Below are 15852 nucleotides of genomic sequence, written 5' to 3'. Positions count from 1 at the left end.
GACGTGGCTCGACATAGGGTGCGAACGTCCCAGCTCCCCGCTCAGGAGGTCCGAAACGTGCCCCGACCGCTGGACGCCGCGGCGATCCGTCGCTGGTGCCGGTACGCCCTCGACGACCTGGGGCAGGCACGTGAGTCGATCGACGCGATCAACGTCTACCCGGTCGCGGACGGCGACACCGGCACCAACCTGTACCTGACGGTCGAGTCCGCCACCCAGGCTGTCGAGGCGGCGGCAGGGGGCGACCCCACCCTCGCCGAAGTGGCCCACTCCATGGCGCACGGAGCGCTGATCGGCGCCCACGGCAACTCCGGGACCATCCTGGCGGAACTGCTGCGCGGCATCGCGCACGTGCTCGCCGAGAACGAGGGCCCGGTCCGGCCGGCCGACCTCGCCCGGGCGTTGCGAGCCGCCTCCGACGCTGCCTACCGGGCGGTCGCCCGCCCCATGGAGGGCACCATCCTGACCGTCGCCGCGGCCGCTGCCCTCGCCGCGGAGGGCGCCGCCGGTGAACTCGCCGACCTCTCCGACGTGACCGCCGCCGCCCACACCGCCGCGCAGGCCGCGCTGGTCGCCACCCCTGACCAGCTCCAGGTGCTGGCCGCGGCCGGCGTCGTGGACGCCGGCGGTCGGGGCCTGGTGGCGATCCTCGCCGCGCTGGACGCGGCGGTGGTGGGACGGGCCCCGAATCGGCGTCCGCACCATGGCCTCGGCAGGGACGCGACGCCCGCGCGGCGGGCCGGCGGTTCCCCGCACGGGGCGGCGGCCGCCCGTTCCGGCGAGGAGGACGACGGCGTAGGCGCCCACGGGGCCCGCCCGCACCCCGGACACGGGGCCCAGCCGGGACCGGCCTCCGGCGCCACCCCCGGGTCGCCACGGGGGGAGGTCCACGGCGCCCCGTACGACCACGTCCAGGCCCCGTCGGGGCACGGTGCCGCCCCGCACGGTGCACCGGTGCTCTGCCCCGCGCCGCCGGAGACCGGCGACGACACCGGCGCAGCGCTGCACGAAACGGTCGGGGCCACCGCCGCGGACGCCTTCCCGGCCTCGCGTGGACCGGTCGGCCCGAGCCATGAGGTCATCTACCTCCTCGAAACGGACGCGACCGCTCTCGACCGGCTCCGGTCCCGGTTGGAGAAGGTGGGCGACTCGCTCGTGGTCGTCGGCGGCGACGGCCTCTGGAACGTCCACGTCCACACCGACGACCCGGGCGCCGCGGTCGAGGTGGGTGTCGAGGCCGGCCGGCCGCACCGTATCCGGATCACCCACCTCGGTGGCCGCACCCCGGGTTCCGCACCACGCGCTCCCCGCGCGATCCTCGGCCTCGTGCCGGGGCCGGGTCTCGCGGCGCTCTGCCACGAGGCCGGTGCCCAGACGCTGATCGTCCACGGGCACGAACTCCCCGGCAGCGGGGAGCTGGCAGCAGCGATCCTCCGCGCCCACGCACAGGAAGTCGTATTGCTTCCCAACGACGACAGGCTCCGGCACGCCGCCGCGGCGGCGGCGGCACAGGCCCGGGCGGAGGGGGTACGGGTCGCGGTCCTTCCCACTCGCAGCCCCGTGCAGGGGCTGGCCGCCCTCGCGGTCCACACGCCGGGGCGCAGGTTCGACGAGGACGTCGTCGCCATGACCGCCGCGGCCGGCGCCACGCGCTTCGGCGAACTCTCCGTGGCCACCGGCGAGGCGTGGACCACCGCCGGGATATGTCAGGCCGGCGACGTGCTGGGGCTGATCGACAGCGACATCGCGGTCATTGGCCGAGACCTCGCGGAAGTCGCCCTGACCGTGGTAGAACGCATGCTCGCTGCCGGAGGTGAACTGGTCACCCTCGTCCCCGGGGCGGGAGCACCCCCCGAGCTGGCGGACCGCATCGAGCGGCGGGTCCGGCGGGCGAGTCTCGCCGTCGACACGGTGGTCTTTCACGGGCACCAGGCGTCCCCGCTGCTGATCGGGGTGGAGTGACGGGGCGGGGCATCCCTCCTGCCTTCGCTGTTCGTGCGTGGTCCCCGCTCCGTGCGACCGCCCCGTCGTGCCCAGCCTCGCTCCGTGCGACCGTCCCGTCGTGCCCAGCCTCGCTCCGTGCGACCGTCCCGTCGTGCCCAGCCTCGCTCCGTGCGACCGTCCCGTCGTGCCCAGCCTCGCTCCGTGCGACCGTCCCGTCGTGCCCAGCCCCGCCCCGTGCGACCGTCCCCGCCCCGTACGGGACGGCCACGCGCGGCCGGGCCTCCGGTGACACCGCCGCCCGGATGTCACCGGCATGGTGTGCAATAGCCCCGTGACCGCCCCGTACTCCACCCGCAGCCCGCTCTCCGACGCGGTGGGCGGCTCCACCGCGAAGGTGCTTGCCGACCAACTCGACCTCCGCACCGTCGGGGACCTCCTCTACCACTTCCCCCGCCGCTACGCCGAGCGAGGTGAGCTCACCCGGCTCGCCGACCTGCCCCTGGACGAGCACGTCACGGTGGTCGCCGAGATCGCCGACGCCCGGGTGCACACCTTCAACCACGGCCGGGGCCGGCGTCTGGAGGTCACTGTGACCGACGGCAGCGGCAGACTCCAGCTGGTCTTCTTCGGCAGCGCGGTCCACCACCACCGCCGGGAGCTGCTTCCCGGCCGACGCGGCATGTTCGCGGGGAAGGCGTCCGTCTTCAACCGCAAGATGCAGCTCTCCCACCCCGCCTACCAGCTGGTGGGCCAGGACGAGACCGACGACGAGGGCCAGGCCGCCCAGGCGTTCGCCGACCGCCTCCTCCCGCTCTACCCCGCCTGCAAACAGATCGAGTCGTGGAAGATCGCCAAGGCCGTCGACACGGTGCTCGACGTGCTGGAAGCTGCCGACTGGCAGGGGATCGGGGACCCGCTGCCCCAGGCATTGCGCGAACGGCAGGAACTGCTGCCCCTGCCGGAGGCGCTCCTCGGGGTCCACCGACCACGCACGTACGAGCAGCTCGAAGCGGCGCGGGAGCGGCTCAAGTGGGACGAAGCCTTCGTCCTTCAGGTCGCTCTGGCGCGACGGAGACGGTCGACCACCCTGCTCCGGGCGACTCCCCGGGTGCCCCGTGCGCAAGGACTCCTTGACGCATTCGACGCGCGGCTCCCCTTCACCCTGACTGCGGGGCAACGCCGGGTCAGTGACGAGATCTTCGCCGAACTCGCCACCGACCACCCCATGCACCGGTTGCTGCAGGGCGAGGTCGGCTCCGGGAAGACCCTGGTCGCCCTGCGCGCCATGCTCGCCGTGGTCGACGCCGGCGGCCAGGCGGCGCTGTTGGCGCCGACGGAGGTGCTCGCCCAACAGCACCACCGGTCCATCACGGCGATGATGGGCGACCTGGCCGAGGGAGGCCTGCTGGGAGGGGCGGACAACGGCACCAAGGTCGCGCTGCTCACCGGGTCCATGGGCGTGTCCGCCCGTCGTCGCGCGTTGCTCGAGCTCGTCAGCGGCGACGCCGGTGTGGTGATCGGGACCCACGCGCTCATCGAGGACGCGGTGCGTTTCCAGGACCTCGGACTCGTGGTCGTGGACGAGCAGCACCGATTCGGCGTGGAGCAGCGTGACGCGCTCCGTTCGAAGGCCGACCGGCCGCCGCACCTGCTCGTGATGACCGCCACACCGATCCCGCGCACCGTCGCCATGACGGTCTTCGGCGACCTCGAGACCTCGGTCCTGGACGAACTTCCCGCCGGGCGCTCCCCGATCGCCAGTCACGTCGTGCCCGCGGCGGACAAGCCGCACTTCCTCGAACGTGCCTGGGCGCGCGTCCGTGAGGAGGTCACCGCCGGGCACCAGGCCTACGTCGTCTGCCCCCGCATCGGCGACGAGCCGACCACGGGACCGGACCGAGGCATCCGGGCTCCCGCCGCGGACGCCGCGGAGCCCGCCGTCGAGGAGGCGCCTCCCGAGGAGGGCGGGGACGCCCGTCGCCCGCCGCTGGCCGTGCTCGACGTCGCCGCCGGCCTGTCCGCCGGGCCGCTCTCGGGGCTCCGCGTCGAGGTGCTGCACGGCCGCATGGCGCCCGACGCAAAGGACGACGTCATGCGTCGTTTCGCCACCGGCGAGGTGGACGTGCTCGTCGCGACCACGGTCATCGAGGTGGGCGTCAACGTCCCCAACGCGACCGCGATGGTCGTCATGGACGCGGACCGTTTCGGGGTCTCACAGCTCCACCAGCTGCGGGGCCGGGTCGGACGTGGCACGGCGCCGGGCCTCTGTCTGCTGGTCAGCGAGGCGCACGAGGCGTCGTCCGCCCGCGCCCGGCTCGACGCGGTCGCCCGGACCCTCGACGGTTTCGAGTTGTCACGCATCGACCTGGAGCAGCGGCGGGAGGGGGACGTGCTCGGCCAGGCACAGTCGGGCGGTCGCAGCTCGCTGCGCGTGCTGACGGTCGTGGAGGACGAGGAACTGATCGCCGAGGCCCGGACCGCCGCGACGGAACTCATCGCCGACGACCCGGAACTCGCGGGCGAACCGGAGCTGCGCACGGTGCTCGACGCGCTGCTCGATCCCGAGCGCGAGAGCTACCTGGACAAGGGGTGAGCGGCGCGCGTGGCACGGGCGCCGGTCCCGGCGAGCGGTGCCCGCCCGGGGTGGCACGGGGCCACCGGCGCGGCCGGTGCCCCGCGCCGTATAGCGTGGATCCGGCGGCCCAGCGCCTCGTACGGGGCGCAGGGCCCTCCCCGTACCCGGGGACCAGCGAAGCCCCGGCGGCACCGGCGCGGTGCTCCCGCCGGATCAGCACAGTGAGGACTCCATGACGCGTGTCATCGGCGGATCGGCAGGCGGTCGCAGACTCGCCGTACCCCCCGGCGGCGGCACCAGGCCGACCTCGGACCGGGCCCGGGAGGGTCTGTTCTCCACCTGGCAGGCGCTCTTCGGTGACCTGACCGACGCGCGGGTCCTCGACCTGTACGCCGGATCGGGGGCGGTGGGACTCGAGGCACTGTCACGGGGAGCGTCCCACGCACTGCTGGTGGAGGCCGACCAGCGTGCCGCGCGCGTCGTCCGGGAGAACATCCGGGGCCTGGGGATGCCGGGCGCGGAGCTCCGCACGGGGCGTGCGGAGCAGGTGGCGACCTCGGCGCCCCCGGAGCGTCCCTTCGACCTGGCGTTCCTCGACCCGCCCTACGCCGTGACCGACGAGGAGATCGCCGAGATCCTTGTCACACTCCTCGCAGGCGGCTGGATCGCGGACGACGCACTCGTCACCGTGGAACGCGGAACGCGCGGGGGGCCGTTCTCGTGGCCGCCCGGCTTCGCACCACTGCGCTCCCGCCGCTACGGCGAGGGCACGCTCTGGTACGGTCACGCCGCCGTCGACGACACCGACCTGTCATGACCGACCGCCGGAACGAGGAGAGACCGTTGCGCCGCGCAGTCTGCCCCGGGTCCTTCGACCCGATCACCTGTGGACATCTCGACATCATCGGCAGGGCCTCGAAGCTCTACGACACCGTGCACGTCGTCGTGATGATCAACAACTCGAAGAAGGGACTGTTCTCCCTGGAGGAGCGCATCGCCCTGATCGAGGAGGTGACGGCCGAGTTCGGGAACGTGGTCGTCGAGTCCTTCCACGGCCTCCTCGTCGACTACTGCAAGGAGCGGGACATCCCCGCCATCGTCAAGGGGCTCCGCGCAGTCAGCGACTTCGACTACGAGCTCCAGATGGCGCAGATGAACAACGGACTCTCCGGGGTCGAGACGCTGTTCATCCCCACCAACCCCACCTACAGCTTCCTCTCCTCCTCGCTGGTCAAGGAAGTCGCAGCCTGGGGCGGCGACGTGTCGCACCTGGTGCCCGCCCCGGTCCTCCGTGAGCTTCGCGGGAAGCTGATGCGCGACTGAGCCACGGCCGCCGCGGCTTCCCCGCGGGAGCCGCGACTCGGCTGCGCGGGGCCCGCGAGGGGCCGTACAGTCACTGCCGTGGACGTACACCAGAAACTCGATGAGATCGTCGCCGCGGTCGAGAACGCCAAGTCGATGCCGATGTCGGCGTCCTGCGTGATCAACCGCGGTGACCTGCTCGGCCGCCTCGACGAGGTGCGCGGTGCGCTGCCCGGCTCGCTCGCCGAGGCCCAGCAGCTCCTCGGGGGCCGCGAACAGATGGTGGCGGAGGCGCGGCAGGAGGCGCAGACGATCGTCGAGGCAGCTCGCAACGAGCGCGGCACCCTCGTCGACAACACCCAGGTGGTGCAGCGCGCCCAGGCCGAGGCGACCCGCATCCTGGACGAGGCGAAGCGCGAGGCAGCGAGCGTCCGGGAGGAAGCGGACGACTACGTGGACAGCAAGCTCGCCAACTTCGAGGTGGTCCTCGGCAAGACCATCGGCTCCGTCGAGCGCGGCCGGACGAAGCTGCTGGGCCGCGAAGGGGACCCGGCTGAGCTCGTCGTACAGGCGGACGCCTACGTCGAGGCGCAGTTCGGCGCCATCGAGACCGTCCTGCGCAAGACGTTGGAGGCCGTCGGACGGGGGCGCCAGAAGCTCACGGGGCACCGCCCCAGCGACGAGCTCGGCTCGTTCCGGGGCGAGACCGACGAGCGGGCCGACCAGGCGGCGGCCAACTACGGCCAGGAGCAGCCCGACACCTACTACTCCCACCCGGGCGACCGCCCCTCCTACGACTATGGGGACGACTTCCAGGGGTACGGCGGGCAGCAGGCGGCGCCGGTATCCGGCTACGACTACACCGCCACGGCCGGGACAGGGCAGGCGAGCCACTACACGGGGCAGGTCGAGCCGGCGTACGGCAGCACGTCCGGCGCCCACGACGCATCGTCCGCCACCGACTACGCCGATGCCTCCGGCTACGGCTACGGGCAGCACCAGCCCGCCCCGCCCGGCTACCGGTCGGGCGGCACCCTCGACGAGACCAGCCTCTTCGACACCGCCATGATCGACTCCGAGCAGCTCCGCCGGTACGAACAGGGTCGCTGAGTCCCCCCCCGAACTGGTTTCGGCCCGCCGCACCACCGTGGCGGGCGCGCCCGCGGTGCGCGCCCGCCCGCACGGCAAGGCCGCACGCCGACCGGGCTCGCTCTCCCCGACCCGCTCCGAGGGCCGCCGACAGGCCGATTGGGCGGTGAGCGCGTGGTGAAGTACCCTTGCTCTTCGGCCGTGGACATCTCACGGTCCGGGCTGCCCGGACGAACCTCTCGGATCGTCCCGCAGTGTGGCCCACACCGCCCGCGTAGAAAGCAGGACGTCCTGAAAGCCCCCCTCGACCACCGTGCCCCCCTCGTGTTCGACACGCGGGAGCTGGGGCGGAGGCCGGGCGCGCTGAAGCGGCTGTCCCGCACGGTGGACTCGCCCGGCGATCTCGAGACCGAGGTCATCGGCGTCCCCCGGGACGGCCGGATCGAGGTCGACCTGCGCCTCGAGTCGGTGATGGACGGCGTGCTCGTCACGGGTACCGCGCGTGCGCCACTGACGGGCGAGTGCGTAAGGTGTCTGGAGCCGCTGAGCCAGCAGTGCGAAGCGGAGTTCCAGGAGCTGTATTCCTACCCCGACGCCGACGACCGGATCCGCCCCGCGGAAGCCGGCGACGACGCCGAGGAGGAGGGGTTCCGTCTCGAGGGCGACCTGTTCGACCTCGAACCGGTACTGCGTGACGCGGTGGTGCTCTCACTGCCGCTGCAGCCGGTGTGTCGGGAGGACTGCCCGGGGTTGTGCACCGAGTGCGGTGCACGGCTCGCGGACGACCCCGACCATCAGCACGACGAAGCCGTCGACATCCGTTGGGCGGCGCTGCAGGAGTTCGCCGGTGCCGAGGGCACCGACGAGCCGGCCGCAGAGCAAGCGAAGTCTCCTCGCTCCGGCGGGGACGAACCACAGGAGAAGTAGCCGTGGCTGTTCCGAAGCGGAAGATGTCGCGCAGCAACACGCGTCACCGTCGGTCCCAGTGGAAGGCTGTGGCTCCGAACCTGGCGACGTGTGACCGCTGCCAGGAGCCGAAGCTGCAGCACACCGCGTGCGGCAACTGCGGCACTTACAACCGCCGTCAGGTTCTCGAGGTCTGATCGGCGGGTGACAGGGGTCATGTCTGACGCCAGTACGTCGCTGAACGAGACGTCGGCGGACAGTTCCTCGTCCCACGCCATTCTGGAAGGGCGGCTCGGCCACCGGCTTGAGACCGCCCTTCTGGCGCGCGCGTTGACGCATCGGAGCTACGCGTACGAGAACGGCGGTCTACCGACCAACGAGCGGCTCGAGTTCCTCGGTGACTCGGTCCTCGGCCTGGTGGTCACGGACACGCTGTACCGCACCCATCCCGACCTGCCGGAGGGGCAGCTTGCCAAGCTGCGCGCCGCGGTCGTCAACTCCCGAGCTCTCGCCGAGGTCGCACGTGGCCTCGATCTGGGGGCTTTCGTCCGGTTGGGGAGGGGCGAGGAGGGTACCGGGGGCCGGAACAAGGCCTCGATCCTCGCCGACACGCTGGAGGCGGTGATCGGCGCGGTCTACCTCGACAAGGGGCTGGAAGCCGCGGACGCTCTTGTCCACCGGCTCTTCGACCCGCTGATCGAGCGGTCCGCCGGGCTCGGTGCCGGGTTGGACTGGAAGACCAGCCTTCAGGAACTGAGCGCCGCTGAAGGGCTCGGAGTGCCGGAGTACGTGATCGCGGAGGCCGGACCGGACCACGAGAAGACCTTCACGGCTGCTGCTCGCGTCGGTGGTGTCACGCACGGCACCGGCACCGGCCGCAGCAAGAAGGAAGCCGAACAGCAGGCGGCCGAGACCGCGTGGCGCGCCATCCGCGAGTCGGCCGACGCCAGGGTGGCCGGATCGGAGCCCGTGCCGGGCGGCACCGCGAGTGCCTGAGCTTCCCGAGGTCGAGGTCGTCCGTCGGGGACTGGAACGGTGGACCACCGGCAGGACCATCGCCCGCGCGGAGGTGTACCACCCCCGTGCCGTGCGGAGGCACGAAGCCGGAGCGGAGGATTTCACCGCCCGGCTGCGCGGCTGCCGGACCCTCCCACCGCGACGCCGCGGGAAGTACCTCTGGGTGCCTCTTGCCTCCGGCGGTGGCCCCGGGGAGCGAGATGAAGCCGGTCCCGACGACGGCGACCGCCGGGACGAGCAGGCGCCCACGGTCGCGCTGCTGGCGCATCTGGGCATGAGCGGTCAGCTCCTCGTCCAGCCGTCGGCCACGCCCGACGAGAAGCACCTCCGCGTCCGTGTCGTCTTCGACGACGCCGACGCGGGGGAGCTCAGGTTTGTGGACCAGCGGACCTTCGGTGGTCTCTCGCTGCACCCGACCGTCCCGGGGGACCCGGAGTCGCTCCCCGTGCCGGTCGCTCACATCGCCCGGGACCCCCTCGACCCCCGGTTCGACGAGGAGCAGTGGCTGGCGGCGATGGGCAGGCGCGGGACGACGGTGAAGCGGGCATTGCTCGACCAGGGCCTCGTCAGCGGCGTCGGCAACATCTACGCGGACGAAGCCCTCTGGCGGGCGCGTATCCACTTCGAACGACCCACCGCCGGACTCGCTCGCGGCGAGGCCCTGGCGTTGCTCGGGGCAACCCGCGACGTCATGACCGCGGCGCTCGACGCCGGCGGTACCAGCTTCGACAGCCTCTACGTCAACGTCAACGGCCAGTCCGGCTACTTCTCCCGGTCGCTGGACGCCTACGGGCGAGAGGACGAGCCGTGCCGCCGTTGCGGTGCACTGATCAGACGGCGCTCCTGGACCAACCGGTCGAGCTATTTCTGCCCCGTGTGCCAGCCGGAGCCGTGACTGTCCGGGTGAGGCGTCCTCCGGGGCGCGGTACCCCTGGGCGCCCGACAGCGGTGGGACCGACCCGCCGCACGTGGAACCATCGCCCGGGCGACCGTCGTGCGTGCGAGTCGGTGGAGCCCGGGCGGCGCGGTCCGCCCGGGGGAGCGCCTCAGTAGCCGAAGTTCTGTGTCCACCACGGCCCTCCCGGACCGAGGTGGACGCCCACGCCGAGCGTCTTGAAGTCGCAGTTCAGTATGTTGGCGCGGTGGCCCTCGCTGTTCATCCAGGAGTCCATCACCGCCTCCGCGCTCTGCTGGCCCCTGGCTATGTTCTCCCCGCCCAGGTTCGATATCCCGGCGCGGTCGGCGCGGTCCCAGGGGCTGCGACCGTCGGGGTCGGTGTGGTCGAAGAAGTCACGCTCGGCCATGTCGCGGCTGAAGTCCTGTGCCAGCACGGCGAGGTTGCCGTCGTTCGTCACCGGACGGCAACCCGCTCGGGCCCGCTCCTCGTTGACGATACTCAGCACGCGGGCGGCAGCCTGTTGGGCGGGGTCGTCGCTCTGCGGGGGCGTGGACGGAGTGCTGGGGTTGCTGCTGGGCGGGGACGAGGGCGAGGACGGCCTGTCGGGGGAGGGGGCTGCGGAACTCGGCTCGGACTCGACGACGGTCTCCGGCGCAGGCTCCGCGGGCTCGGGGTCCGGGTCGGGCTCGGCGGACTCGGTGGGGTCCTCGACCTCGGTGTCCTCGTCCTCCTCGTCGGCTTCCGGCTCCTCCGACGGGGACTCGGACGCCTCCGGTTCCTTCTCGCGCTCGGCCGCACGGCTGGTCGCGTCGTCCCGCTCACGGTCAGGGGCGGCGGACGCTGCGTCGAGGCTCCGGTCGCCCTCGTGCGCGGCGACGTCCCGCTGGTCGTCCGTGTCGCCGGGGGACGGGAGGACCCCGGTGCCGATCGCCATCGCACCGATGGTCAGTGCTGCCGAGGCGCTGAGCAGACCGGCCCGCGCCGGGCCCTGCTTGCGGTGTACCGCGCGCCGTACCGGCGTGGAACGGCCGTGGCGTCCCATCAGACGTACCGTCCTTCGTCACTCGACAACTCGTTCACCACTGACTCACGATGCGACTCACTCGAAAGGGTGATGCATGGTGTGGGACTGTACGGCATGCTGCAGCCGCCACGATGCGGTCCGGCCGAAACCCGGGGATAGCGTGCGTCACACGGGACAGCAGAGGTGTGACCGTTCCTGAGCCGCGTCTCCGTGACCGCAGCGCGCGGCGGTCACGGAGACGCCTGCGGACGGGAAGAAGGGGAGAGATGTCGATGGTGGTTCACGGCGGCGTGTTCCGTGACCGCGTTCCGCTGCTCAGCGGTGTCGCACCGCCGGCGGCACCGCCCCGGTCGCCGACACGGATGACGGTCTGGGTGCGTGGGACGGTGCAGGGTGTCGGTTTCCGCTGGTTCACCCGCGCCCGTGCCCTGGCCGTGGGCGGGCTACGGGGGTTCGCGCTCAATCTCGACGACGGACGCGTCCAAGTGGTGGCCGAGGGGACGCGTCGGGACTGCGAAGATCTGCTGGAGTGGCTGCGCTCCGGCGACACACCCGGAGAGGTCACCGGAGGCACCGAGATATGGGACACACCCAGGGGTGGTTACGCGGAGTTCGAAATCCGCTGACGGCACGTGGGAACTCTCGTGGCCGGCCGCAGGAGGCGGGGTTGCCGCAGCTGCTCCGACGTGCGAAGCTTCCGCCCAACGAAAGATCCACTCATTGCATGGACCGCGCGGGCCGGACGACGGACCCGCTGCCACGACAGACCGCCGGTGCCCCCTCTTCGTGCTGATCACGACGGGTCGCCAGGCGTGATCGTGTTGACCGGCATGCCTTTTGGTGAGACTCTGAAAACTCCTGCGCACCCTTGGCTGTGTAGCCCGCCGAAGCTCAAAGGCAGCAGCGCGTGGTGCGATCTTTCCGACCCACGACGACCTCTGGTCGGTCACTCATTGTGGAGGACCATCCATCATGGCAAAGGCGCTTCTCGGTTACGTCGGCGGACCCGACCCCCGAGTACTCGCCGAAATGCGGCGGCTCCAGCAGCGCGTTCAGGACCTCGAGACCCAGCTCATCCGGGTCCAGGCGGAGAACGACGCGTTGGCGGCTGCTGTCACTCGGCACTCGGACGCGGTGCTCGATTCCATCGACGTCCACAGCGCGGAACCCGCGCTGACCTGATCCGCAGTGGGCCGGTGAGCGGATCGATTCGCTCCCTGCGGATGTGCAAGGGACGCTTCGGCGTCCCTTCTTTTCTGCCCTTCTTCCGACGGCCGCACCCGCGCCCGAATTAGTTCGCGAAATACCTGGAACGGGTGTTCGGCGCCGACTGGTTGCCGGGCTCACTGAGGGGTGTGCCCCGCGCGCGGAGAGTCGAAACGGATATTCCCGTGACCGCGCCCGGTAAAGTCCGACCACGTGCACCTCAAGAGTCTGACGCTGAGGGGATTCAAGTCCTTCGCCTCGGCCACCACGCTGAGATTCGAACCCGGCATCACCTGCGTCGTCGGGCCCAACGGGTCCGGGAAGTCGAACGTCGTGGACGCCCTCTCCTGGGTGATGGGCGAACAAGGGGCCAAATCCCTGCGTGGCGGGAAGATGGAAGACGTGATCTTCGCCGGGACCACCGGCAGACCACCGCTCGGCCGCGCCGAGGTCTCCCTCACCATCGACAACTCCGACGGTGCCCTCCCCATCGACTACGCCGAAGTCACCCTCACACGGACCATGTTCCGCAACGGTGGCAGCGAGTACCGGATCAACGGCAGCACCTGCCGGCTCCTGGACATCCAGGAACTGCTCTCCGACTCCGGAATCGGGCGGGAGATGCACGTCATCGTCGGCCAGGGCCAGCTCGACTCCGTGCTGCACGCCGACCCCATGGGGCGACGCGCCTTCATCGAGGAGGCCGCCGGTGTCCTCAAGCACCGCAAGCGCAAGGAGAAGGCGCTGCGGAAACTCGACGCGATGCAGGCGAACCTCGCCCGGGTACAGGACCTCACCGACGAACTCCGGCGGCAACTCAAGCCGCTGGGCCGCCAGGCCGCCGCCGCCCGTCGCGCGGCCGTCGTCCAGGCCGACCTTCGGGACGCCAGGCTCCGCCTCCTTGCCGACGACCTCGTGGCGCAGCGCCGCGGTCTGGCGGACGACAGCGCCGACGAGGCGGGTCTGCGCGCGCGGAAGCACGAGGCCGAGGAACGACTGCGCGTGGCCGCACACCGCGAGGCCTCCCTGGAACAGCAGGTGCGCACACTCTCCCCGCGGCTGCGACGCGGGCAGGCGGCCTGGCAGGAACTCTCCCAGCTGGCGGAGCGTGTCCGCGGCACGATCTCCCTGGCGGACGCCAGGGTCTCCAGCGCGCGGTCGCACCCACCGGAGGAGCGCACCGGCCGGGACCCCGACGAACTCGACCGTGAAGCGGCGCGCCTCCGCGAGCAGGAGGCCGAGCTACGGGCGGCGCTGGAGGCGGCCGCATCGGCGCTGGAGTCGGCGGGGGAGGCCCGCGCCGCACTGGAGGCACAGCTGACGGTCGAGGAGCGTCGGCTCAGGGACGCGGAACGCACCCGCTCGGACCGGCGGGAGAACCTCGCCCGCCTGCAGGCTCGCGCCAATGCCGCGGGGACACGGGCCGACACCGCGCGCACTGAGATCGAGCGGCTGGAGCACGAGCGGGACGACGCCGCGGCACGCGCGGCGGCGGCCGAGGTCAGGTATGCCGCGCTCCGCACCGAGTCGGCAGGGCGGGAAGCCGACGCCGCGGAGTCGATCGCCCGGCACGAGACGGCCGGAGCTGAGCTCGTCGCCGCCGAGGAGGTGCTTTCGAACGCCCGTGAGACCCGCGCGGGGATCGACAGCCGGCGCGCCGCGCTCGCCGCCCGGCGGGACGCCCTCGCGCTGGGACTGCGTCGCAGGGACGGGAGCGCCGCGGTTCTGGATGCGGCCGAGCTGTCCTCGGGTGTGCTGGGGCCGACCGCCGCCCTCCTGACCGTGGCGCCCGGGCACGAGGTCGCCGTCGCCGCTGCGCTGGGGGCCGCGGCGGACGCGGTGGCGGTGGCCGGCCCCGCCGTGGCGGTGGATGCGTTGCGTCTGCTCCGCAAGAACGACGCGGGCCGTGTCGCGCTGCTCCTGGCCGGCGACGGGGACATCCCGGATGTGTTCAGCCCGGAGGAGGACGGCCGTCACGGGGAAACCCGCGGCAGGAGCGGCCGGTCGCCGGACGGGGCGCGCACCGTGCCCGGCGCCGAACAGGGAGCGTCCCCGCCCCGTGCGCACGGTGGGATTCCGGACGGAGCTGTCCGGGCGGGGGACCTCGTCAGCGGCCCGCCGGGGCTGATGCCCGCCGTGCGCCATCTGCTGCGGGACGTGGTGGTGGTAGCGGGCCTGGAGGACGCGCACCGCCTGCTCCAGGTGGCGCCAGAGGTCACCGCGGTCACCGCGGAGGGCGACGTGGTCTCCCGCCACCTGGCGCGGGGCGGCTCCGCGGGGGCTCCGAGCCGCATCGAACTCCAGGCCTCCGTGGACGAGGCGACCGAGGAACTCACCCGGCGCGATGCCGAGGCCGAGACGGCGCGGGCAGCCCTGGCGGCTGCTGAAGCGAGCCGGGTGGACGCCGTCGAACGTGTCGAGGAGCTCGGCGTCCATCGACATGCGGCGGACCGGCAGCGCTCGTCCCTCGTGCAGGAGCTCGCCCGACTCGCGGGGGAGTCGCGAGCGCTGGCGGAGGAGACGGAGCGAGCGGAACGTGCCGTGGGGCGGGCGCGTGACGCAGCCCGGTCGGCCTCGGAGGAAGCAGTGGAGCTGACCGAGCAACTCGCCGCGGCCGAGGAGGCCGGCACCGACGAGGAGCCCGATCGCGTCGCGCGGGACCGTCTCGTCGAAGAGGGCGCCTCCTCCCGCCAGGCCGAGATGGAAGCGCGACTTCAGGTCCGTACCCACGAGGAGCGGGTCCGGGGTCTCACGGGGCGGGCCGACGGCCTGATGCGCGCCGCCGCCACCGAGCGCGACGCACGGGCGCGTGCCGAGCAGCGCCGTGCGCGACTGCGCCACGAGGCTGCCGTCGGCGCGGCTGTGGCAGCCGGTGCCCGCCGGCTCCTTGCCTTCGTCGAGGCGTCGCTGGAACGCGCGGCCTCGGAACGCGACGCCGCGGAGAAGGCGCGCACGGAGCGGGAGAACGCTCTGGAGAGCGAACGCCGGACGGCCCGCGAGTTGAAGGACGAGTTGGACCGGCTCACTGACTCGGTCCACCGCGGCGAGATCCTCGGTGCCGAGAAGCGACTGCGGATCGAGCAGTTGGAGGGTCGGGCGCTGGACGAACTCGGAGTCGAGCCGGACGTGCTGGTCGCCGAGTACGGGCCCGAGCAGCCGGTGCCGCCGTCGCCGCTGCCGGAAGGGTCGCGGGAGCCGGCAGGCGGCCGTGCCCCTGTTCCCTTCGACCGTGCAGCGCAGGAGAGCCGCCTCCGTGCGGCAGAACGCGCGTACAAGCAGTTGGGCAAGGTCAACCCCCTGGCGCTGGAGGAGTTCGCCGCGCTGGAGGAACGCCACCAGTTCCTCGGCGAGCAGCTGGAGGATCTCAGGAAGACGCGGGCCGACCTCCTGCAGGTCGTCAAGGAGGTGGACGAGAGAGTGGAGCAGGTGTTCACCGCGGCCTACCACGACACCGCGCGCGAGTTCGAAGGCGTGTTCGCTCGGCTCTTTCCCGGCGGCGAGGGGCGGTTGGTGCTCACCGACCCCGAGAACATGCTCACCACCGGCGTCGACGTCGAGGCGCGGCCGCCCGGGAAGCGAGTGAAGCGACTGTCGCTCCTCTCCGGTGGGGAGCGTTCCCTGACCGCCGTGGCGCTTCTCGTCTCCATCTTCAAGGCACGGCCCAGCCCCTTCTACGTGATGGACGAGGTCGAGGCGGCGCTCGACGACACCAATCTCCAGCGGCTCATCCGCATCATGGCGGAGCTCCGCGAGAGCTCCCAGTTGATCGTCATCACGCACCAGAAGCGCACCATGGAGGTGGCCGACGCCCTGTACGGCGTGTCCATGCAGGGCGACGGGGTGTCCAAGGTCATCAGCCAGCGCCTGGCGTGACCGCGACCGGGGGGCGAC

At 72.1% G+C, this 15852-nt stretch carries 13 protein-coding genes; 12 read left to right on the top strand and 1 reads right to left on the bottom strand.

Annotated elements, in window-relative coordinates:
* Window positions 1-57: 57 nt before the first annotated feature.
* The 9 genes from HCJ92_RS02205 to mutM all read left to right on the top strand — a co-directional run bounded on the left by HCJ92_RS02205 (window position 58) and on the right by mutM (window position 9728).
* Entirely contained in the window at window positions 58-1962 is a 1905-nt protein-coding gene (locus tag HCJ92_RS02205) for a DAK2 domain-containing protein (RefSeq protein ID WP_167931656.1), read from the top strand.
* A 313-nt stretch (window positions 1963-2275) separates the two neighbouring features.
* A complete protein-coding gene (recG, locus tag HCJ92_RS02200; protein WP_338053976.1) occupies window positions 2276-4537 on the top strand; it encodes an ATP-dependent DNA helicase RecG in 2262 nt (753 codons plus the stop codon).
* Window positions 4538-4718: 181 nt separating this feature from the next.
* A complete protein-coding gene (rsmD, locus tag HCJ92_RS02195) occupies window positions 4719-5336 on the top strand; it encodes a 16S rRNA (guanine(966)-N(2))-methyltransferase RsmD (protein WP_338053975.1) in 618 nt (205 codons plus the stop codon).
* Between the two features lie 26 nt (window positions 5337-5362).
* Complete coding sequence (gene coaD, locus HCJ92_RS02190) at window positions 5363-5842, top strand: pantetheine-phosphate adenylyltransferase (protein ID WP_209310624.1); 480 nt, start codon at window positions 5363-5365, stop codon at window positions 5840-5842.
* A 78-nt stretch (window positions 5843-5920) separates the two neighbouring features.
* Window positions 5921-6931: an ATP synthase subunit B family protein gene (locus HCJ92_RS02185; protein ID WP_167931652.1), complete on the top strand. Its 1011-nt coding sequence runs from the start codon at window positions 5921-5923 to the stop codon at window positions 6929-6931.
* Between the two features lie 303 nt (window positions 6932-7234).
* Window positions 7235-7837 (top strand): YceD family protein, encoded by a 603-nt coding sequence (locus HCJ92_RS02180; protein WP_167931651.1) that lies wholly within the window; start codon window positions 7235-7237, stop codon window positions 7835-7837.
* 2 nt (window positions 7838-7839) lie between these two features.
* On the top strand, window positions 7840-8013 hold the full coding sequence (gene rpmF / locus HCJ92_RS02175; RefSeq protein WP_167931650.1) for a 50S ribosomal protein L32: 174 nt from the start codon (window positions 7840-7842) through the stop codon (window positions 8011-8013).
* Window positions 8014-8032: 19 nt separating this feature from the next.
* The gene (gene rnc / locus HCJ92_RS02170; RefSeq protein WP_167931649.1) at window positions 8033-8812 is read left to right on the top strand and encodes a ribonuclease III; all 780 of its coding nucleotides are present in this window, start codon (window positions 8033-8035) and stop codon (window positions 8810-8812) included.
* Window positions 8805-9728, top strand: coding sequence for a bifunctional DNA-formamidopyrimidine glycosylase/DNA-(apurinic or apyrimidinic site) lyase (mutM, locus tag HCJ92_RS02165; RefSeq protein ID WP_167931648.1), 924 nt, complete (start codon window positions 8805-8807; stop codon window positions 9726-9728). The genes rnc and mutM overlap by 8 nt, the downstream gene beginning before the upstream one ends.
* Before the next feature lie 151 nt (window positions 9729-9879).
* Here the strand turns inward: mutM and HCJ92_RS02160 are convergent, their stop codons facing one another.
* Window positions 9880-10773, bottom strand: coding sequence for a CAP domain-containing protein (locus tag HCJ92_RS02160; RefSeq protein ID WP_167931647.1), 894 nt, complete (start codon window positions 10771-10773; stop codon window positions 9880-9882).
* A gap of 344 nt (window positions 10774-11117) precedes the next feature.
* Here HCJ92_RS02160 and HCJ92_RS02155 point away from each other — a divergent pair, with 344 nt between their 5' ends.
* The 3 genes from HCJ92_RS02155 (at window position 11118) to HCJ92_RS02145 (ending at window position 15834) form a co-directional block, all read left to right on the top strand.
* Window positions 11118-11381 carry an acylphosphatase gene (locus HCJ92_RS02155; RefSeq protein WP_245240486.1) on the top strand — a complete coding sequence of 88 codons (264 nt, stop codon included), beginning with the start codon at window positions 11118-11120 and terminating at the stop codon, window positions 11379-11381.
* 346 nt (window positions 11382-11727) lie between these two features.
* Complete coding sequence (locus HCJ92_RS02150; RefSeq protein ID WP_167931646.1) at window positions 11728-11937, top strand: hypothetical protein; 210 nt, start codon at window positions 11728-11730, stop codon at window positions 11935-11937.
* Window positions 11938-12174: 237 nt separating this feature from the next.
* Window positions 12175-15834, top strand: a complete 3660-nt coding sequence (locus tag HCJ92_RS02145; RefSeq protein ID WP_167931645.1) for an AAA family ATPase — start codon at window positions 12175-12177, stop codon at window positions 15832-15834.
* Window positions 15835-15852: the final 18 nt, after the last annotated feature.

Origin of the sequence: Streptomyces spiramenti (assembly GCF_012034385.1) — a bacterium.
GTDB classification, from domain to species: Bacteria; Actinomycetota; Actinomycetes; order Streptomycetales; family Streptomycetaceae; genus Streptomyces; species Streptomyces spiramenti.
This window is presented reverse-complemented; position numbering and strand designations above follow the sequence as displayed.